Source organism: Saccharospirillum sp., assembly GCF_039982735.1.
In the GTDB taxonomy this organism is placed as follows: domain Bacteria; phylum Pseudomonadota; class Gammaproteobacteria; order Pseudomonadales; family Natronospirillaceae; genus Saccharospirillum.
On record NZ_JBDWXV010000003.1, the window covers coordinates 247,356 to 267,556 of the forward strand.

Sequence of the window (20,201 nt, forward strand, 5' to 3'; positions counted from 1 at the left end):
TTTATCAGCGGTTGTAAAGGGTCTCGGGTAACCAGAGTGCGATTTGGGGAAACACCATCACTATGATTAATCCGAGAATCATTACACCCACAAACGGAATTATGGATCGATAGATGTCACTCAGCGTTACGTCGTTCGGTGCCATGGCACGCATTAAAAACAGGTTATAGCCAAAGGGCGGTGTCATATAGGCAATCTGGCAGGTAATGGTGTACAGCACGCCGTACCAGATGAGGTTGAATTCCAGCATGCTGACGATGGGTACATAGAGCGGTGCAACGATCACCAGCATGGCAGTATCGTCGAGAAAGGTGCCCATCAGAATAAAGCTGAGTTGCATTAATATCAGAATTTCCCAGCGCCCCAAGCCCAGGTTGTCCATAAACAGATTGCGCACAAAATCGACGGCTCTAAGCCCATCGAAAACCGCACCAAAGGCAAGTGCGGCCAGAATAATCCACAGGAACATGCAACTGATGGCGAGTGTGTTACGGCTGCAGACCTCCAGAACCCGCCAGCTCATCCGGCCTTTGAAAACAGACACTGCGGTCGCCGCCAGGGCACCAATAACCGAGCTTTCCACCAAACGGGTATAGCCCATCACAAAGGGCACCATCATGACGGCGAAAATGCCCAGTGGCATCAGACCAGCCAACAGTAACCGGTATTTCTCGCCCCGACTGATGCTCTTTCGGTCTTCATCGGAAATGGGCGGACCCAGCTCCGGGTTCAACTTGCAACGCAACCAGATGTAGATAATAAACAGCGACGCCAACAACAACCCGGGCAAGACCCCTGCTAGCCAGAGCTGGCCAACGGGCTGGCGGGCGATCATGGCGTACAGCACCATCACCACCGAGGGCGGAACCAAAATTCCCAGACTCGCACCGGCCTGTATAACGCCGGTGACCATGCGTTTATCGTAAGACCGTTTCAGCAATTCAGGTAATGCGATGGTCGCGCCAATGGCCATACCCGCCACTGACAACCCGTTCATCGCAGAAATAAGCACCATCAGCAAAATGGTGCCAATGGCCAGGCCGCCGGGCACGGGGCCGAACCAAACATGGAACATTCGGTACAGGTCATCTGCCAGGCGGGATTCTGACATGACATAGCCCATGAAAATAAACATCGGCAACGTCAGCAACGGGTACCAGTTCATCACTTTGATGGTTTGGGCAAAAGCGAGGTCATAGCCGCCCCGGTCACCCCACAAGAACACCGATGCAACCACTGCCACAAACCCGATCACGCCAAACATGCGCTGACCGGTCAGCATCATCACCAGCATGGACCCGAACATCAGCGCGGCAATCAGATCGTAGGACATCAGAGCTCCACCTTTCTCAGCCGGGCGATATCACGAATAAAAAAGGCAGTGCATTGCAGTATCATCAGCACGATACCGATGACCATGACTATTTTTATGGGGGCCATGTAGGGGCGCCACAGGCCACGTCGTCGTTCGGAATACTCAAGGGCGTAAAGGGTACTTTCGATGCCACCCCACAGCAGAATGCCGAGGTAAACCACCAGCATTAAAATAGTGACGGCATCAACGGCGGCCTTGGTGCGATCGGACCAGCGGCTGTACAGCAGATCCATCCGCACAGCCGAGCCCAGCTGCAAAGCGTAGGCACCACCCAGCATGAAGTAACCCATTAACAGAAACTGGGCCATTTCATCAGTCCAGATCTGGGGTTGCCAGCCAGCCCGCGCGATGGCGCCCCACAGCAGAATGCCCATCAGCGCGAATAACGAGAACATGGCTACCCGACCGACGCCATAGTTCAGGCGTTCAACCCAACGCACATAGACAATCAGGAAACGGGGCATGACCGAACTCCCAGGTCATATGAGGCGGTCGTTGCGGTGGGAGCCCCGGGGGCCCCGGCTGTGCCGGTCGCGGTACAGGCATCGGCGGTCAGCATTGGACAGTCCTTTCCTACTCAACGATAAAACCAGTCTCTGACGCTCTCTGCATCTTGTCAATATCTTTTCAGATTTACATCGACTGTTACAAATCAAACAAAATGACTAAACTTCATACAGGGAAAAAACGCACTGACTTGGGTTGTTCTGGTCAAAGATGCACTGGTTTGAGACAGTCTGCGCCCCTGTTTTTACTCGCCTGCTGAGACCTGATTTCATGAACCTGCAATCCCATACCATTGAGACCCAACTGCGCAATACCTTGCCCAAACTGACCCGGGCAGAACGCCAGGTGGCAACTTACATGCTGGGGAACTTTCCGGTGACGGTTCTCGGTTCGGTGGCTTCGGTCGCCCGGGCAGCCGGAGTTTCAAGCCCAACCGTGGTGCGGCTGGTGCAAAAACTGGGGTACAAGGGCTATCCGGATTTTCAGGCGGGGTTGCATGAGGAACTTAGCGATACACTGGCCTCCCCCCTGGCCAAACACGACAAATGGGCCGATGCGTACCCAAGCGCTCACATACTGAACCACTTTGCCGACAAGCTGGTCGATAACCTGAACGCCACTCTGAGTCAGATCGATCAGGCCAGTTTCGATGCCACCACCGGTCTGCTCTCTGACCCGGAGCGACGCATTTATACGCTGGGCGGACGCCTGACGCATTCCATCGCGGACTATTTCGCCACCGCCCTCAAGGTGATGCGCGGTGATGTGGTTGTTCTATCTTCCATGCCCAATACCTGGCCGACCGCCTTGCTGGATATGACCGAGGGCGACGTACTGATCGCCTTCGATGTACGCCGCTATGAACCGGCTGTTGTGCAACTGGTGGAGCTGGCGCGGGAACAGGGCGTCGAAATCGTACTGATCACCGACCGCTGGGTATCACCCGCCGCGGTTCACGCACGCCACACCATGCCCTGCCACATTGAAGCCCCTTCAGCCTGGGATTCACTGACGCCACTGATGGCACTGGTTGAAGCATTACTGGCAGGCGTTCAGGGACGGCGCTGGGAAGAGACCAGCGCACGACTGAAACGAATAGAAGGGTTGTATGAGCGGACTCGCTTGTTTAAGCGGCCGCGTTGAAGTCTTGGGGTTCGCACAGTGGAAAGCAGCGGGTGCCGGAGTTGCCCCTGTGGGGGAGTCCGCAGCATGGATGCTGCGGCCTAGGCCCGAGACGTCGGACCGCCATTGACGGATTCACGCCGACCCCACAGGGGCAACTCCGGTAGCCGTTGCGGACCAATGCCACCCTAGTCGTCCAGATCCTCGGCATTTTCCCAGCCTTTGCGCTCTTCCTCTTCGGCCAGAATGGCGGCAATTTCGCCCAGTACGCCATCGACATCGGCGGCTGTTTCATCGACGTCAAAGTGTCCGGTCAGTTCGGTCTCGTCCGTTAGATCGCCGGCTTCATAAAGCGCCCAGAGTTCTTCGGCGTAGTGGGTTTTATTCAGCTCGGGCGCAAACTGACCGTAGTAGCGGGTCATGTTATCGACATCACGCTTCAGCATGGCCTGGGCGTTATTGTTGGCTGCCGCATCGACCGCTTGTGGCAAGTCGATAATCACTGGCCCGTAGGCGTCGACCAGCACGTTGAATTCGGACAGGTCACCGTGAATCAGGCCTTCGACCAGCATCAGTTTGACGTAATGCATCATCAACGCATGATCTTCCCGCGCCTGCTCCGGCGTCAGCACAACGTCGTCCAGACGCGGGGCGACACCGCCGTCATCGTCGGTTACCAGCTCCATGATCATGACACCGTCGATGCAACCAAAGGGTTCCGGTACCCGAACACCTGCCGCAGCCAACCGGTACAACGCATCGACTTCGGCGTTCTGCCAGGTTTCTTCCTGTTGCTTGCGGCCAAAGCGCGAGCCTTTTTCCATGGCACGGGCGCGACGGGTGCTGCGAACCTTACGGCCTTCGGTATAGGTGGCAGCCTGTTTAAAACTGCGTTTTTTGGCGTCTTTGTACACCTTGGCACAGCGAATTTCCTCGCCACAGCGGACCACAAACACAGCCGCTTCCTTGCCACTCATCAGGGCACTGATCACTTCATCGATGACGCCATCCTCAATCAGAGGTTGTAGGCGTGCAGGGGCTTTCATTCAGTTACGTTCCTCTTCCAATCCGGTATGGATAGTCCGGGCTCGTGTGCATTGTGCGGTCACAGATACTGCGCCGCGCAATGTCCGCTGGCCCAGGCCCACTGAAAATTGTAGCCGCCGAGCCAGCCGGTTACGTCCAGCACCTCTCCAATAAAGTAGAGCCCAGGCACCGACTTTGCTTCAAATGTCTTTGACGATACTTCGTCAGTACTGACGCCACCCCGGGTCACTTCCGCCGTACGGTAGCCTTCTGTGCCCGCCGGCACCAGCGTCCAGCGGTGCAGCACCTGGCCGAGTGCTTCGGTGTCGGCTTTACTCAGATTGGCCAGGGTGGTGCTTCCCAGCGACCTGACCGAACTATGATGCTCCAACCAGGCCTGCACAAAGCGCTTGGGCAGCAACTGCGCCAGGGCGTTTTTAAGCTCGCCCTTGCGACCCTCTGTCCGCCACTGTGCCAGACAATCGGCAATGGCAACATCCGGCAGAAAGTCGACTTCGATCGACTCGCCCGGCTGCCAATAATTGGAGATCTGCAGCATCGCCGGCCCACTCAGGCCCTTATGGGTGAACAGCATGGCTTCGCGAAAGCGTGCATCACCACAGGAGACACTGACCGGCACGGCAACACCTGCCAGCGACTGCGCCAATTCCAGCAAGTCGCCTGAGAGCGTGAAAGGCACCAGCGAGGCTTCCCGCCGCTCCACTTTCAAACCAAATTGCCCGGCTACCTGATAACCAAACCCCGTCGCCCCCATGGTCGGGATCGACAGGCCACCGGTGGCCACCACCAGTGAGGGTGCCGCTACCCGGCCTGTTGAAGTGCTCAGCTGAAAGCGGGTATCTTGCTGCTCGGCCTGATACTCAATGGACTCGACGTCGCATTGGGTGCGAATGTCAACGCCGGCGGCCTCGCACTCGGCCAGCAATATCGACAGGATATCCTTGGACGACCGGTCACAGAACAACTGCCCCAGTGTCTTTTCATGGAACGCCAGGTCGTGTTTCTGCACCAGCGATAAAAAGTCATAGGGCGTATAGCGCTTCAGCGCCGATACGCAGAAATGCGGGTTCTTTGAAATAAAATGGGAAGGCTCTACCTGGTAGTTGGTGAAATTGCAGCGTCCACCACCCGACATTAGAATTTTCTTGCCGACCTTTTTGGTATGCTCAAGCACCAGCATACGCTTGCCACGCTGACCCGCCACAGCAGCGCACATCAGGCCGGCGGCACCGCCACCGATAATCAGTCCATCGTACTGCTGCATATCAGAAATGGGGTTCCCGTCGAGTCTGAAGGTTGGTTGGCACAGAGTGTATCACAGCCCTGTAGCAGAGGATGCGGCCGCCACCACCCAGCGGTCTCTGCCTGCATCCTTGGCACCGTAGAGTGCATCATCGGCCCGTTGAATCAGGCTGTTGAGGCTGTCGCCCGGAACCCAGCTCGCTGCTCCGGCGCTGAAAGTGACGGCGCCGTGTTCTAGAAAACAAATAGCCCATTCGGAGCGCAGACGGGCAAGAAAGGCATGCGCGGCATTGTCATCGCCGGGAATGATCGCCAGAAACTCTTCGCCTCCGGCCCGGCCAACCTGGCCTTTGGACGGTTCACAGCAGGCGCGCAATACCAGAGCGAATTGCACCAGCACGGTATCCCCGTACAAGTGGCCGTGCCGGTCGTTCACTTTTTTGAAGTGATCCAAATCGAGCATGACCAGTGAGAAGGGTCGTTGCAACGCCAGCGCCGCCATCACCCCCTGGTGAATGACCTTGTGATTCAACAACCCGGTCAGGCTGTCTTTACGCGCCATATCCGTCAGGCGTTTTGACAACACACTGGCCTTGTACAGCTCCTGACTGAAACGCCGTACATGACCCAGAATAATAATGCTCAGCAGCAGAGCACCGGCGGAGTAGCTAAAACTCAGATCAATAAGGCGTGTCGTGTTATCGGGATAGGCCACTATCCAGTGAGGTGCCCTCAATTCTGCTGTCATCCAGACGACCGGCGATACCAGCAATAACGCCAGTAAGCCCAGCCGCCAGCGATTCTCGGCACTTTGCATGCCGACGGCATAGCTCACCAGAATCAGGTAGAGAATCAGCGTTGGTCCCTGGGAGCCGGCATTAAGAAACCAGGTGGCCGGGGAGACGATTAACGCCATTATCACCAGCGAAGTGGTCGTAGCTCTCCGGGTCATGTCCCGCCAGCGACCCTGCCACCACAACCAGATCAGCACCGGTATAACCGCCAGATAAATACCAACCAGCAAGAGAGGGGTGACACCAAACAGACCATTGAAGAGCGCAGATACCCACAAAAAAATTATGCCGGACACGATCAGCATCAATTGCTGTTGCTTGAGCGTATCGGTATCGGGGCCTAACAGCCAGCGCACTATACGACGCAGGCCCAGGCGACGGCGACGATCTGCCAGCACACGGCTCTTCGGTGAGTCAGCGATGGGGGTGGTGGATGTCATCTGGCATCACTCTGGGCAGGTTTCCTGGCATGGCCAATGTGGGAACTAGCTCACAGTATGATCGTTTCCCAGGCAGGTCGCAAAACCAATTGCGCTTGCCTCAGGGCTCAACCTTACCTCGCATGGCCTTGGTCTTGCCGCGCTGAACTTTCTTCTCTACCCGGCGACGCTGCGAACCCCGGGTGGGCTTGGTAGGCCGCCGGGCTTTTTCCTGTTTGACCGCACCGCGAATCAGCTCGGCCAGGCGCTGCAGGGCATCGTCCTTGTTTTTTTCGAACGTTCGAAACCGCTGCGCCTTGATGACGATCACGCCATCTTTGGTAATCCGGTGGTCCGACAACGCCAGCAGCCGCTCCTTGTAAAAATCCGGCAGGGCGGTTTTGGGCACATCGCAGCGCAGATGCACCGCAGAAGCGACTTTATTGACGTTCTGGCCTCCGGCTCCCTGCGCCCGAATCTGGACAATGTCGATCTCCCAGTCGGCCAGTGACACCGCGTTGGATAGTTGTAGCATGATTACCTTGAAATAGAGGGCGAAACACTGAGACACGCCGATCAAACCACAGGGGAGGCCAACACAGCAACCCTGCAGGCGGCAGCCTGGCGTCAAACCATCGGAATTTCGGCCACCAGAAAATCAACGGCAGCCCGTATTTTGGGAACCTGATACCGGGTCTTTTGATACAGCAGATAAATCGCCATACCCGGCTGTGTCGTCACCTGCAAGCCCGGAGACACCAGAACCGGCACCAGCTCACCGCTGTCCAGATAGGGTTTCAGCACCCAGCCCGGCAGCATCAGAATGCCATCGCCGCGAATGGCCCGATCCAGCAACCAGGAGCCAGCATTGGAGTAGCCGACACCCGGGGCCGATACATCCTGCCAGCGGTCATCCAGCTCGCATATCCAGCGAGTTGGCCCCTGCGGGGTGCGAAAATACAGACCCTTGTGGTGTTTCAGCTCCAGCGGGTGCCTGGGGGTGCCGTATCGGGCCAGGTACTCTGGTGACGCGACGGCGATGAAATCGTTGTTCATCAACTTGATGGCGACGACCCGGGCGTCGGGCGCATAGCCACCACGAATGGCGATGTCCACCTCATCCCGGTCCAGCACACTGAGTTCGTCACTGAGCGTAATGTCCAGCTGCACGTCCGGGTAACGCTGGTTGAACCGGTCCATCAGCGGCAACAGAATGCGCTCTCCGAAGCCAACCATGGCACTGATGCGCAACCGACCCATTGGCTCGGCCTGGTAAAGGCTAACGGCCTCGTGGGTTGCATCCAGTTGCGCCAGCACATCGACAATGTCCCGGTAGTAGCGCTGACCGATTTCAGTCAGCCGCACCACCCGGGTTGAGCGAGTCAGCAGCGTCGCACCGAGATGCGCCTCAAGGTCTGCCACGCGCCGCGACAGCGACGACGGCGGTACCTGAAAGTGCTCGGCTGCGCGCGAAAAACTGCGGGTTTCAGCTACTTTCACAAAGTATTTGATGGCTCTCAACTGGTCCACGGTTTCGAAAAGCCCTTACTATTGCTTTTAAGACAACAAATATTCGCTCAAATGGCCCTTTTTGTCATCTCAGCCGTCGCAATAATAGACATCAGACCCAAGAATCAGTCGATTTTGTTCAATCAACACAGTGAGCTAACACCATGAGCACCTATACCGCAATAAACCTGATCAAACGTCCCTCTGGCCCCATTGGCCCCGATTTGTTCGAGGTGGTTGAAAAACCCGTTCCAACCGCCGGTGATGGCGAATTTCTGGTTCGTCAGACCCACATGTCCCTGGACCCGGCCATGCTGGGCTGGATGTCGCCCGACACCGAAAGCTACATCCCCCCGGTTGAACTCGGCAGTGTGATGCGTTCTTCCGGCCTGGGTGAGGTCATCGAATCGAATCACCCGGATTTCTCAGTGGGCGACCGGGTCATGGGCATGTTTGGCTGGCAGGAAATGGCCATCAGCACGGGCAAAGGCGTCAACAAGGTTGATGCATCCCTGCCGGCTGACATGCTGCTGTCGGTGTTTGCCTTGCCCGGTTTGACGGCCACTCAGGGCCTGTACGGAATTGGCAAGCCAAAGGCCGGTGAAACCATCGTTGTATCCGGTGCAGCCGGTTCGGTCGGGTCGATCGTCGGCCAGTTGGCCAAAGCCGATGGCCTGAGGGTGATCGGGGTGGTGGGCAGTGAAGACAAAGCCAGCTGGATCATCAACGACCTGGGGTTCGACGGCGCGGTCAATTACAAGACGGATGACCTGGGTGCAAAACTCGATGAACTGGCGCCAGAGGGCATCGATCTCTATTTCGAAAATACCGGTGGCCCTATTCAGCACCGGGTATTCGAACGCATGAATGCACACGGGCGCATCATGGTGTGCGGCATGATCGCCGATTACACCGCGCGCGAACCCAGCCCCGGCCCGAACTGGATGAACATCATTAAGAAGCGCCTGCTGATTCAGGGTTTCACCATGCCGGATCACCTGCACCAGGCGCCACAGTTGCTGGAAAAACTGACACCCTACGTTCAGCAGGGCAAGATCAAATACCGGGCACACACCCTAGAAGGCCTCGAATCAGCGATGACCGGATTGAACTTATTCTTTACTGGTGGCAACGATGGCAAGCTGATCGTTAAACTCTAACGGCTTGCAAAACCAGTCGCCCGCCTCGCAGCGGGCAACTCTGCTCAGCGGGCTGCTGATAGGGCTTCTGTTGCCAGCCCTACAAAAGCATCATAAGCGCCAGTGGCTCCGCTGATAGCATCAACCCCTTCTGGTACACCCTGCTCAATCAACATCTGTTCATAGGCGGGGTAAGCAGACAGTTGCGTTACGCCACCACTGACACGGCGCCAGCGTTCGGCATAATTCAAGTCGGCCGATTTGCGGTAATTAACGGTGCCATCGTCATCGCGCGACAGCTCATCAAAATACACTCCAACAATACGGTTGCCCTTGACGGTGATTTCAATGATGCCGAAGGTTCCACGGCTGCCAGGTTCGGCTTCTGCATAATAGCTACCATCGCGATATCGTCCAGTTCCGGCATCGGCAACAGCGGCAGACCGCTCAGCAGAAGCAGTGTCTGACCCGGTTGCAGGCTGATTCAGAGCGTCCAGATCAACATCGGCACCAGCCAGATACCCCACCAGAAAATCATCCAGCAAGGCTTCAGCTCCGGCGCTGTGAGGCCGGCCATTGCCTTTGTCGACCCAACCTTCGGTAGAGGGTCGACCACACCATTCGGTCATCACCGACTCTGGCGTTGGATGCCGGTCGATGAAGTCGGTAACGTCATAAACCAGGCCTTCTATCTCTTTCCAGCAACTGTCGGAGGTGTTGTGACTGGCCAGCTCATCCAGACTGATTTCTCGCACCGTCCCTTCGGTTTCCGCTACGGTCGGGGCCACCCAAACGATGGTGATCAGGGTCAGCAGACTGCTGACAAAGGCGACCAGCGCTGAATATGCAAATTTGTTCATAGGAAATCAAAGACCTCGCTGTGAATGGCGTCGCCAGATAGACCGGCTTGTTTTAACAGGGGAATCAGATGTCTCATCATGCCCGGCGGCCCGCACAGGTAGACTTCGCGCTCGCGGAAATCCGGGCAGTGTGTTTCCAGAAAGGCTTCGGTTACGGCCCCCTGTACGGAAAAATGATGCGCCGTGATATCAAACCGAGGCTGCTTGCCGGCAATGTCCTGAAGCTCGTCCAGGTAGTAGGAGCGGTACTCATCCTGAGACAGGTAGAACAAATGCACCGAGGTGTCCGTGTTGTCATCCAGCATGGCGCGGGCACCACTGACAAAGGGCGTAATGCCGATGCCACCCCCCAGCCAGAGCTGATTGCGCGCCGGGTAATGTCGCTGGTAGAAATCGCCATAGGGGCCTTCAATTTCGATACGACTGCCCGGCGGCACTCGCTGCAAGGCATGGCTGGCATCACCCAGGTCTTTGATGCCCAGACGCAGCAACGGATCAGACGGCGCCGAGGCAAGGGTGTAAGGGTGTTCCTCCCGATTACCGGCACTCAAACCAGACACTTTCGGTGTCAGGTAAACAAATTGACCGGCCATGTAGCGCAATGGTTTGCCAAGTGGTTTCAGGCAAATTTCCACGACGTCGTGTTTCAGCTGATGCACCTCGGTGACCTCCCAGGCCGACCGGCCCAGATGAGGTGAAAGGACTTTGCGCCAAACAATGGCCCCGATGGACAATGCGCCCATCAGCCACCAGACCAGAGGCTGAGCAGCCAATGGCAGGGTATGAACCAGCGCCAGAATCAGCGCCGGCGCTGATAACAAATGCAGCCGCTTCCAGCGCTGGTAGTTGAGCCGACCAAAAAACTGAAATGTCGGTGCCAGAAACACCACCATCAACGCCAGGGCGAGCCAACCAGCCCAAATTGGCCAGTTCGATGCCTCAGGAAATAAGCCAGCCAGACTCAAAGCACGTCCCTGGGTAACCGTTGCAAAACCAAGCAACCAGGCATGAAGCAGAATGCCCACAAATCCGAGAAAGCCAACCAGTCGATGAAGGGTCCACAGCCGGGGAAGACCACCAAAGTAGATATCGAGCCGAGGCAACCGCAGGCTCATCAGTGCCGCCAATAACAGTAGCGTAAGCCCTGTAACTCCCACTAACCGACCACACCAGCGAAACCAGTACAGAGGGTCGGCTGAGGGTGCAGGCCAATGATTCAGTAGAAAAATCGAGACAGGGGTAAGCCCCAGTATCAGCAGAATCCCGTCTCCGGATTTGAACCAGCGCATTGTTGCTCCTTGAATAGCAGAGCACCCACTATAGCAGAGGCCTGTTAACTGCCGACTGACTCAGGTCAAGCAACTGCCAGCCGGCTCTGCGGCCACCGGGGCGTTATCCCGATCATTGCACTTTAAGCTGGCTAAGCTGCCGGTCCAGGTCATCGGTAATGGTACGCATCGAATCGCTGACACCCTGGGCATCCTGTGCCAGTTCTGCCAGGCGAACACTGGCCACTTCAACCCGGTTGATGTTCCGGTTAATTTCTTCGTTCACCTGGTTTTGCTCTTCGGCGGCGGTCGCCACCTGGGCGGCATTATCGGTGATCGATGCAATGCCGCTGGCCGCTGTCTCCATTTGCTGATAGGCGTTGTCGGCCTCACTGACGGTGATATTGATGCGCTCGGTGCTGTTCTTGATCTGACCGACAGCGGCGTCGACTTCCTGCTGCAGTGTCTGGATCAGGGCTCTAATCTCAACGGTTGAGGACTGGGTACGCCCGGCCAGGCTTCGCACTTCATCGGCAACCACAGCAAAACCCCGGCCCTGCTCTCCAGCCCGGGCCGCTTCGATGGCGGCGTTGAGCGCCAGCAAATTGGTCTGCTCGGCGATCCCTTCAATAACCTGGGTAATGCCGTTGATGTTGTCACTGCTCTTAGCAACCAAAGCAACTCGCTCGCTGGATTCTGTCATCGCTTTCGCCACCGCCCGGATCTCCGACACCGTATGCGCAAAGGCTTCACGTGCCTGCTGCAGCGACTGGTTCGATTGCTCGGCATCGCCTGCCGTGCCACTAGCAAGCCGGGCAACTTCATTGGCGGTTGCCGACATCTCGTTCATGGCCGCCGCAACACTCTGCATTTCTTCCTGCTGCGCCGACGTTGCTTCGGTGGTGTCGCTGGAGGTTTTCACCAGAATATGGCTCTGATCACGAAGCTCTGCCGCCGAATGCTTCAACACCTGAATCATGTCGCGCAATTTGCCGGTAAAGCGATTGAACCCGTCGGCAATCGCAATCAGTTCGGCATGGCTGGAAACCGTCAGTTGCTTGGTCAGATCACCTTCCGCACCGGCCAGCTCATCCACCAGGCTTTGCATCTCGCGCATCGGTTGCGTGCTACTGCGCAACCACAAACTGATCAGCACAATGGCAATGACCACCAGCACCAGCCCGATACCAACCATGCTGGCGGCCGTTGACTGGTAACCCTCACGCAGACTTTGTTCAAGCGCCTGGCTGGCCGCAAAAGCGATATTCCGGGGGATAGATATCGCCACGGTCCACTCGACCCCCGCATCTTCGATGACGACAGGAGCCCGGACCAGAATCGTGTTGGCATCCGTCATCACAGGCTCGGTCATGGAGGCAAGGGCCTGTGCCATAGATCCATCAACCCGCTCGTTCAATTCACCCAGCTGATCGGGGTATGCTGAACTGGCGACTAGCAATCCCAAATCACTGAGTAAAGCAATGTTCGCAGCGCCATCAAACAGGTCTCGCTGATAGGCCAGCACCTGATCCTGAACCTGGGGCATGTTAATATCGACCCCGGCGACTCCCCGGAACTCATTGTTAACGACAATCGGGTGTACCAGTGACGTCAATAAGACTTCATAACCCTCTTCAATTTCATACAGATACGGTTCCATGATGCAGGGTTCAAGCGTATCCCGGCTGCACAGATACCACTCAGATTCGCGATTACCGAACTCGTCCTCTTCCGTCAGGTATTTAAAGGATTGATCTTCGTCCGTGCGGTAATAGACAACCTCATCACCATCGCGTACCCAATAGACATCCAGATTACCCGCAGGTGCGCTGTGCGCCTCGGAGCCGTCGCGATAGAATGAATCGGCCCCGTCATATCCGTCCGGTTCGAAATGGGCATAAGCCGAGCCCAGACTGGGGCCCTCGAGCAAAACTGCTTGGACCAGATCATATACCGCCTCTCGTTCGAACGGTTCCCGGCCTGTGTCATTACCTTCAGCGGTATTACTCAGCGCGGTTCCAAGCACACGAGCCAAATCAAAGCTACGATTCAGGAACGTTTCCACATCACCGGCGATCAGTTCTGCGGTGTTAGCCAGATCCTGCTCTACCAGGGTTTCGATTGATTCACTGGCGTCCGCGACAGCCCGGTCACCGTTGGTCTGCATGGCATACCAGCCAGTACCGATAACCGCTAAGAGAGCCAGGGTAATTGCCAGGGCGGTGCCCAGAGTGAGTTTCCAGCGAAGAGACCAGGTATGCAACGGCGTGTCCTCTGATACATCAGCCCTATCCAACCACTGGGATCGGGCTTTCTATTTCAGTATAGGCAAATAAATTTGGGACGCGCCTGAATTTTATGCTTCGCCAACAAGCACTGACTCAGTCGGCCAACCGACCCCTGATCTCTTCCAGAATCGCCGGGTCATCTATGGTGGATGGCACTTGCAGCTCTTCGCCATTGACCATCTGACGCAGGGTCTTGCGCAGAATTTTTCCGGAGCGGGTTTTCGGCAATCGTTCAACGATCAGCGACTGGTTAAAACAGGCCAGCGCCCCAATCTGCTGGCGAACAGAAGCGACCAGTTCCGCCTTCAGGGCATCTTCATCGCCAACAAAGCCATCTTTGAGCACCACCATGGCCAGCGGCAATTCGCCTTTCAGTTCATCATAGACACCAAAGACCGCGCATTCGGCAACCGCCGGGTGCGCGGCGACAATCTCTTCCATCTCGCCGGTGGAAAGCCGGTGCCCGGCGACGTTGATCACATCGTCCAGTCGCCCCATCACGAACAGATAACCCTCTTCGTCGCGGTAACCTCCGTCTCCTGAAAGGTAGTAACCCGGGTATTGGGCCAGGTAGCCTGAAATAAAACGGTCGCTGTCGCGCCAGATGGTCGGCAGGCAGCCGGGCGGCATCGGCAACCGTATCGCCACCGCTCCTTGCTGGTTGGCACCGCACGGCTCGCCATAGGCATCGAGTATTTCGACTTGAAAGCCCGGTGTTGGCAAAGTCGCCGAACCGGCTTTGACCGGCATCTGCTCAATACCCACCGGGTTGCAGGCAATTGCCCAGCCCGTTTCGGTTTGCCACCAGTGGTCGAGTACCGGCAGGCCGGTTTTCTCAACCAGCCAGTCATAGGTAGGCGGGTCGAGACGTTCGCCCGCGAGAAAGAGTTTTTGCAAACTGGAGGTGTCGTACTGGGCCATCAACGCGGCTTCGGGGTCTTCTTTTCTGACCGCCCTAAAGGCTGTCGGTGCGGTAAACAGAGCCGCCACTTTATGCTCCGCGACCACCCGCCAGAACGCTCCGGCATCCGGCGTCTTAACCGGTTTGCCCTCATACAGCACCGTGGTGCAGCCGAATATCAGCGGCGCGTAGACGATGTAGGAGTGCCCGACTACCCAGCCAACATCGGAAGCCGCCCAAAAAACATCACCCGGCGTCATGCCATAGACCACTTCCATGCTGTAATGCATGGCCACGGCATGACCGCCGTTATCGCGCACTACGCCCTTTGGCTTGCCGGTGGTTCCGGAGGTGTACAGTACGTAGAGCGGGTCGGTGGCTTTTACCGGCACCGGGTCCGCCGGTTCGGCCATCGACAGGGCTTCATCCCAGTCGAGGTCGCGCCCGGTTTGCATCTGTGCGACGGCTTGCGGACGCTGCAGAATCAGCGTTGCTGCTGGTTTGTGGTGTGCCTCAGAGAGGGCGGCATCCAGAATCGGCTTGTATTCGATCACCCGGTTGACCTCAATGCCACACGAGGCGGAAATCACCACCGTCGGTTCGGCGTCATCGATGCGCACGGCCAGTTCATGGGCGGCAAAACCACCGAATACGACAGAATGCACAGCCCCAAGCCGGGCGCAGGCCAGCATGGCCATAACCGTTTCAGGCACCATGGGCATATAAATCACAACGCGATCGCCCTTTCCCACGCCCAACCCACGCAATACCCCGGCTACCCGGGCCGTGGCATCGCGCAATTCCAGGTAGGTAAAGCGTTTAACGCTCCCGGTTACCGGTGAATCATAAACCAGGGCCAACTGCTCACCCCGGCCCGCTTCGATCTGCGCATCCAGTGCGAGATAGGCAGTATTGAGTTCGCCATCGGCAAACCAGCGATACAACCCCTCTTTATCGAGGCTGGAACCCTGTGTTGGTTCTTTATACCAGGCGACGCGTTTGCTTTGCGTCAGCCAGAAGGCATCCGGGTCGGCCACACTGGCCTGGTATTCAGTAAAATAATCGAGAACAGCGGGCGTCTGGGACATGTGATCACCGTATTGTTTAGGCGTTCAGGTTTTGTGTTGACGGGAAGTCATGCGGACCACCGGGTAGGCCTATCCACCAGGCCAGACACATCGCGTTTTCACCACCGAACCTTTGTACGAAAACTATGCGCTGATAAACCCTTTTGGCCCATTAGACATTGGGCGTAAAACAATCGTTAGAAAACCGGCAAAGAAACGCTCGAACAAACTAGGAGGGAATTATTTTTTTGACACTTTATTTTGTTGCTGTTGGCTGCGGCCATACACCATCAAGCCCAGAGTACAGAGTGCAATGGCAGCCCACTGCAGAGTCCCGGGCCATTCACTCAAAACAGGGATCGCCAATAATGCTGCACTGGCCGGTACATAGGCCATAAACAACGAACTGGTCATCGACCCCAATTCGCGAATCACGAAACCGAGCAGAAACAGGGCCAACACACTGACAATGATGCCCTGGTAAACGACCTGTAACAGCACATCGTTCAAGGGCGCTTCGGGAAGAACATGCGGCATCAGCCACCAGATGGGAATAAACATCAGACCGTTGATCCAGGGCACCCAAACCAGAATATCACGAGTGCTGACCTGCCAGGCCTTTATAGCGGTCATGTAAATTGACATGACCCAGGCAGCAGCAAACAACAATAACAACCCCCTGACCGGAACCGAGTGATGCAGCAGTGTCGGCCCCACCATCAGGCCATTGGCAACGACAACCAAGGCTACACCCAGCCAGGCACCGGCCCGAAAACGCTGTTTTAACAACAGGATGGCCAGCAAACCACTGATGACCGGCAAACTGCCATTCACCAGCACACCCGCCTGAGCCGCCGGGCTCAGTTGCAGGCCATAAAAGCTGAGCAGGGTATAGGGAAAACCACAGCCCAGTGCCACTACCAGAGCCCGCCCCCAGCGAACGCTGCGCCACGGGTAAGTCAGCGCCCAGGGCAAAGTGCACAGCGCTGCCGTTACATAACGCAACAGGGTAATGTCGGCCGGGGTCAGTACGGTTTGCACGCCCAGCCGCGACAGCACCAGCCAGCCGGACCAGATGGCAATCACGGCCAGGCCTCCCAACAGAGCAAGGCCGGTTTTGGGCGTGACCGGGGCAATTGGCTTTGCGTTGCTGGACGTCGACATTCAGATTCAACTAACCCTGTTTGAGTGCCCGGGAGATTACCGGTTTACTTCCTGGCAAGCCAGGGAGCCTGCCGCCCAAACGAATCCTTGTAGCGTGTTCTGGACACTGCGGCCCACATCGAATGCCTCAGAACCCCGGCGATGACCCGGCAAATTCTGTATGATCGGTCATCTTTATCGGCAGGCTAGCCAAACGCTTTGCTTGCAGCACAGCCCCAACAGACAGGTTCGCATGAAATCCACTCTTCAATTTTCCATTCTTCTGGCGGCCACCATGGCTCTGGGCCCGCTAGCCATTGATGCCTATTTGCCGGCGTTTCCGGTGATCGCCAATGACCTGGGTGTTAGCCAGAACCAGGTGTCACTGACACTGAGCCTGTATGTGTTTGGCCTGGCGCTGGGCCTGATCATCGGCGGGCCGCTATCGGACCGTTACGGCCGGGCGCCGGTGTTACTGACCGGGCTTGGTATCTATGCCATCAGCGCCATTGCCATTGGCCAAAGTACCGACGTGCAATGGATGATCGTCTGGCGGCTGATTCAGGCCTTCGGTGGCGGCTGGATTGCCGTCAGCGTACCCGCGCTGGTGCGGGATACCGCTCGTGGGCGTGATGCAGCCCGGCTGTTTTCGCTGATTGCGCTGATCATGTTCATTGCCCCGGCCATTGCCCCATCGCTTGGTTCTATCTTGCTGTGGATCGGCAGTTGGCCGCTGATTTTCTATTTTTTGTCGGTCTATGCCGTGGGGGTTGGGGTGCTGATGTGGTTCCGCCTGCTGCGCCATCAACCGCGCAAGACCGGGGCCAAAGAACCGGTGTCGAAATTGCTGACCAATTACCTGGCTGTGTTGCGCCACCCTATGGCGTGGCGGCATGTTGTGATTCAATCTCTGGCGTTCAGCACCGTCATGCTGTTCGTGACCCACGCCTCCTTTATGTATCAGACCTGGTTTGGGCTGAACAATGCGCAATTTTCCATTGCGTTCGCCTCGGGCGTGGTCTGTATGGGCGTACTGGGTACGCTGAACCGGCGCCTGCTGCTTAGCTATTCGCCGGTGCTGCTGTTGAAAATTGCGCTGATCACTCAGGCCGGTGCCTTGTTGGTGATGAATCTGTTTCTGGGCATCAACAGCCAGAGCCTCTGGGCTTTCCTGCCGATGATGATACTGGTCGGCGGCACCATCGGCGCCATTGCCCCCAATAACCAATCGGCCTATCTCGAACACTTTGGCCGGCTCAGCGGCACCGCCAGCGCGTTGATCGGCGCCTCCCAGTTCATTGTGGCCGGCACCGTCAGTACTGCCTCTACATGGATCGTCGATGGCTCTATTCAGCGCATTGCCCTGGCCATGTTTGTCTGCTCCCTGCTGGCGACCCTGAGTGGTTTGTCGCTGGCCAACCACCCGGCCCATTCAGAAGACTCAGAAGCTACTTAAATTTTCAAATCCATGAACTTGCACAAAGCGAGCGGTGGATGCCGGTGGTGTCTCTGCGGGGTAGTCCGCAGCAAGGATGCTGCGGTCTAGGCTCCACGGACGGATTGAGTGGGCGGCATTCCGCCCGACCCCGCAGAGATACCACCGGCATCCGCTGCGGACCATAGCCACTGACTAAATCAACCGCGGAACTGGGGTTAAAACCCATTTGAAGCCCTCGCCTAATGCCGTCAGACTGGAAGCACCCCTGGCAATCAGATGAGTTCGCTTCATGACCTGGCAAACCACACAACTGACGCCTCCTGGCGATCGCATTGATCTTGGCATTGGCCAACCCGATCCAGTCCTGTTACCAGCCGACCTGTTTAAGCAGACGAGCGTTGATGCATCTGTTCTTGCCTATGGAGCCGAAGCGGGCGACGAACGGTTTCGCTACGCACTGGCAAACTGGCTAAACCAGCGCCAGAGTCAGCCTGCGAGCCCCGATAACCTCATGGTGACCACCGGCTCTTCCAACGCGCTCGACATGATCTGCACCCGCTTCAGCCAACCCGGCGATACGGTTCTGGTGGAAGACCCAACCTATTTCATCGCCCGCAAACAACTGGCCGAGCATGGGCTCACTGCTGTTGCGGTACCGATGGATGATGACGGAGTCGATATTCTGGAGCTGGCGGCACTGATCGAACAGCACAGGCCCGCCTTCTTTTACACGGTTCCGACCTTTCACAACCCGACCGGAATTACCCAAAGCGCTGAGCGCAGAGCGCAACTGGTCGCGCTCGCGCGGGATACCGCTTGCCCGGTGGTCGCCGATGAGGTTTATCAGTATTTGTATTACGCCAAGCCACCGCCCGACCCACTGGCAAGCCTCGACGAGCGGGCGCCGGTTTTGTCGATTGGCTCCTTTTCCAAACTGCTGGCGCCGGGCCTGCGCCTAGGCTGGATTCAGGGGCAACCGGAGATGCTGACTCGCCTGATTGGCAGCGCACTGCTGTCGAGCGGCGGCGGCCTGGCGCCGGTGACGTCCAGCCTGGTCAGGCCCTTGCTGGAAGACGGTCGTTTTGATCAACACCTGACGCGGCTAACCGGGATTTATCGAAAGCGACTGGCAACACTGTTGCGGGGGCTTGAGGACAATCTGGGAGATCGGCTGGCCTGGAAGGCGCCTGAAGGGGGGTATTTTGTCTGGGCGCACTGGCGCAATGGAGCCAATACCGACGCCATGCTGCCCCGGGCCCATAAAGCGGGGGTGGGCTATCAGCCCGGGAGCAAATTTTCAGACTCGCCCGACCAAGCCAGTGCCATGCGGTTGTGCTTCGCCTTTTACGATGAAGCACAACTGACGGAGGCTTGTGTCAGGCTGAGTCAGCTCTGAGGGTTTCGTCCGACCCGCCTTTACAGCGGGCAGACTGCGCCGGTGCCCTTGAGGCCACAGTAGCCGTTCGGGTTTTTCAGCAAGTACTGCTGGTGGTATGTCTCGGCAAAATAGAACGTTGGTTTTGGGCCGATCTCGGTGGTAATAGCGCCTTTACCCTGGGCTTGCAGCGCCTGTTCAAAGACGTTGCGTGTCTGTTCAGCCACCGCGAGCTGCTCGTTCGAGCCGTAAATTGCTGAGCGGTACTGGGTGCCGATATCGTTGCCCTGGCGCATGCCCTGCGTTGGATCGTGCGCTTCCCAGAACGACTTCAGCAAAGCAGCCAACGATACCTGGCCCGGGTCGTACACTACCCGCACCGCCTCGGTATGACCGGTCAGGCCCGAGCAGACTTCTTCATAGGTTGGGTTAGGCGTCAGGCCGCCAGCGTAACCTACGGCCGTGTTACGAACGCCAGGCAAGGTCCAGAAATGGCGTTCAGCCCCCCAGAAGCACCCCATGGCGAGTATGATTTCCTCGCAACCTTCGGGTGTGTCACGCATGTCAATATCGAATACCGCATGTTGAAAGTCGACCGGCAACGGTGTTTCCCGTCCGGGCAGCGCAGCGCTGTCAGCGGGCAGTTCAGTGGATCTGGCCATGGAGCTCTCCTTAATGATTGCACCCTAAATGAGCGCCAACTATAG

At 57.1% G+C, this 20,201-nt stretch carries 17 protein-coding genes; 4 read left to right on the top strand and 13 right to left on the bottom strand.

Annotated elements, in window-relative coordinates; all coding sequences use genetic code 11:
- Positions 1-4 precede the first annotated feature (4 nt).
- The gene (locus ABJT94_RS02500; protein WP_348477491.1) at positions 5-1,333 is read right to left on the bottom strand and encodes a TRAP transporter large permease subunit; all 1,329 of its coding nucleotides are present in this window, start codon (positions 1,331-1,333) and stop codon (positions 5-7) included.
- Complete coding sequence (locus tag ABJT94_RS02505; protein ID WP_348477492.1) at positions 1,333-1,839, bottom strand: TRAP transporter small permease subunit; 507 nt, start codon at positions 1,837-1,839, stop codon at positions 1,333-1,335. The genes ABJT94_RS02500 and ABJT94_RS02505 overlap by 1 nt, the downstream gene beginning before the upstream one ends.
- 313 nt (positions 1,840-2,152) lie before the next feature.
- Between ABJT94_RS02505 and ABJT94_RS02510 the strand changes: the two genes are divergently transcribed.
- A complete protein-coding gene (locus ABJT94_RS02510; protein ID WP_348477493.1) occupies positions 2,153-3,025 on the top strand; it encodes a MurR/RpiR family transcriptional regulator in 873 nt (290 codons plus the stop codon).
- A 167-nt stretch (positions 3,026-3,192) separates the two neighbouring features.
- Here the strand turns inward: ABJT94_RS02510 and ABJT94_RS02515 are convergent, their stop codons facing one another.
- The 5 genes from ABJT94_RS02515 to ABJT94_RS02535 all read right to left on the bottom strand — a co-directional run bounded on the left by ABJT94_RS02515 (position 3,193) and on the right by ABJT94_RS02535 (position 8,036).
- Positions 3,193-4,050: a PA4780 family RIO1-like protein kinase gene (locus tag ABJT94_RS02515; RefSeq protein ID WP_348477494.1), complete on the bottom strand. Its 858-nt coding sequence runs from the start codon at positions 4,048-4,050 to the stop codon at positions 3,193-3,195.
- Between the two features lie 59 nt (positions 4,051-4,109).
- Positions 4,110-5,315 carry an NAD(P)/FAD-dependent oxidoreductase gene (locus ABJT94_RS02520; protein ID WP_348477495.1) on the bottom strand — a complete coding sequence of 402 codons (1,206 nt, stop codon included), beginning with the start codon at positions 5,313-5,315 and terminating at the stop codon, positions 4,110-4,112.
- A gap of 51 nt (positions 5,316-5,366) precedes the next feature.
- Positions 5,367-6,527 (bottom strand): GGDEF domain-containing protein, encoded by a 1,161-nt coding sequence (locus ABJT94_RS02525; RefSeq protein WP_348477496.1) that lies wholly within the window; start codon positions 6,525-6,527, stop codon positions 5,367-5,369.
- 100 nt (positions 6,528-6,627) lie between these two features.
- Entirely contained in the window at positions 6,628-7,041 is a 414-nt protein-coding gene (gene arfB, locus ABJT94_RS02530) for an alternative ribosome rescue aminoacyl-tRNA hydrolase ArfB (protein WP_213677192.1), read from the bottom strand.
- Positions 7,042-7,133: 92 nt separating this feature from the next.
- Positions 7,134-8,036 (bottom strand): LysR substrate-binding domain-containing protein, encoded by a 903-nt coding sequence (locus ABJT94_RS02535; RefSeq protein ID WP_348477497.1) that lies wholly within the window; start codon positions 8,034-8,036, stop codon positions 7,134-7,136.
- A 143-nt stretch (positions 8,037-8,179) separates the two neighbouring features.
- Between ABJT94_RS02535 and ABJT94_RS02540 the strand changes: the two genes are divergently transcribed.
- Positions 8,180-9,175, top strand: coding sequence for an NADP-dependent oxidoreductase (locus ABJT94_RS02540; protein ID WP_348477498.1), 996 nt, complete (start codon positions 8,180-8,182; stop codon positions 9,173-9,175).
- 44 nt (positions 9,176-9,219) lie between these two features.
- On the opposite strand, the gene ABJT94_RS02545 is transcribed toward ABJT94_RS02540, so the two are convergent.
- From ABJT94_RS02545 to ABJT94_RS02565, 5 genes are all read right to left on the bottom strand, one after another.
- Complete coding sequence (locus ABJT94_RS02545; RefSeq protein ID WP_348477499.1) at positions 9,220-10,014, bottom strand: cytochrome b5 domain-containing protein; 795 nt, start codon at positions 10,012-10,014, stop codon at positions 9,220-9,222.
- Positions 10,011-11,303 (bottom strand): ferric reductase-like transmembrane domain-containing protein, encoded by a 1,293-nt coding sequence (locus tag ABJT94_RS02550; RefSeq protein WP_348477500.1) that lies wholly within the window; start codon positions 11,301-11,303, stop codon positions 10,011-10,013. Before ABJT94_RS02550 ends, ABJT94_RS02545 begins: the two co-directional genes overlap by 4 nt.
- Before the next feature lie 112 nt (positions 11,304-11,415).
- A complete protein-coding gene (locus tag ABJT94_RS02555; protein WP_348477501.1) occupies positions 11,416-13,545 on the bottom strand; it encodes a methyl-accepting chemotaxis protein in 2,130 nt (709 codons plus the stop codon).
- Positions 13,546-13,663: 118 nt separating this feature from the next.
- Positions 13,664-15,559: a propionyl-CoA synthetase gene (locus ABJT94_RS02560; RefSeq protein ID WP_348477503.1), complete on the bottom strand. Its 1,896-nt coding sequence runs from the start codon at positions 15,557-15,559 to the stop codon at positions 13,664-13,666.
- A 219-nt stretch (positions 15,560-15,778) separates the two neighbouring features.
- Positions 15,779-16,702 carry a DMT family transporter gene (locus ABJT94_RS02565; RefSeq protein WP_348477504.1) on the bottom strand — a complete coding sequence of 308 codons (924 nt, stop codon included), beginning with the start codon at positions 16,700-16,702 and terminating at the stop codon, positions 15,779-15,781.
- Positions 16,703-16,934: 232 nt separating this feature from the next.
- Here ABJT94_RS02565 and ABJT94_RS02570 point away from each other — a divergent pair, with 232 nt between their 5' ends.
- Both ABJT94_RS02570 and ABJT94_RS02575 read left to right on the top strand, forming a co-directional pair.
- Entirely contained in the window at positions 16,935-18,137 is a 1,203-nt protein-coding gene (locus ABJT94_RS02570; protein ID WP_348477505.1) for a multidrug effflux MFS transporter, read from the top strand.
- A 271-nt stretch (positions 18,138-18,408) separates the two neighbouring features.
- On the top strand, positions 18,409-19,515 hold the full coding sequence (locus ABJT94_RS02575) for a PLP-dependent aminotransferase family protein (RefSeq protein ID WP_348477506.1): 1,107 nt from the start codon (positions 18,409-18,411) through the stop codon (positions 19,513-19,515).
- A gap of 20 nt (positions 19,516-19,535) precedes the next feature.
- On the opposite strand, the gene msrA is transcribed toward ABJT94_RS02575, so the two are convergent.
- Complete coding sequence (gene msrA, locus ABJT94_RS02580) at positions 19,536-20,156, bottom strand: peptide-methionine (S)-S-oxide reductase MsrA (protein ID WP_348477507.1); 621 nt, start codon at positions 20,154-20,156, stop codon at positions 19,536-19,538.
- Positions 20,157-20,201: the final 45 nt, after the last annotated feature.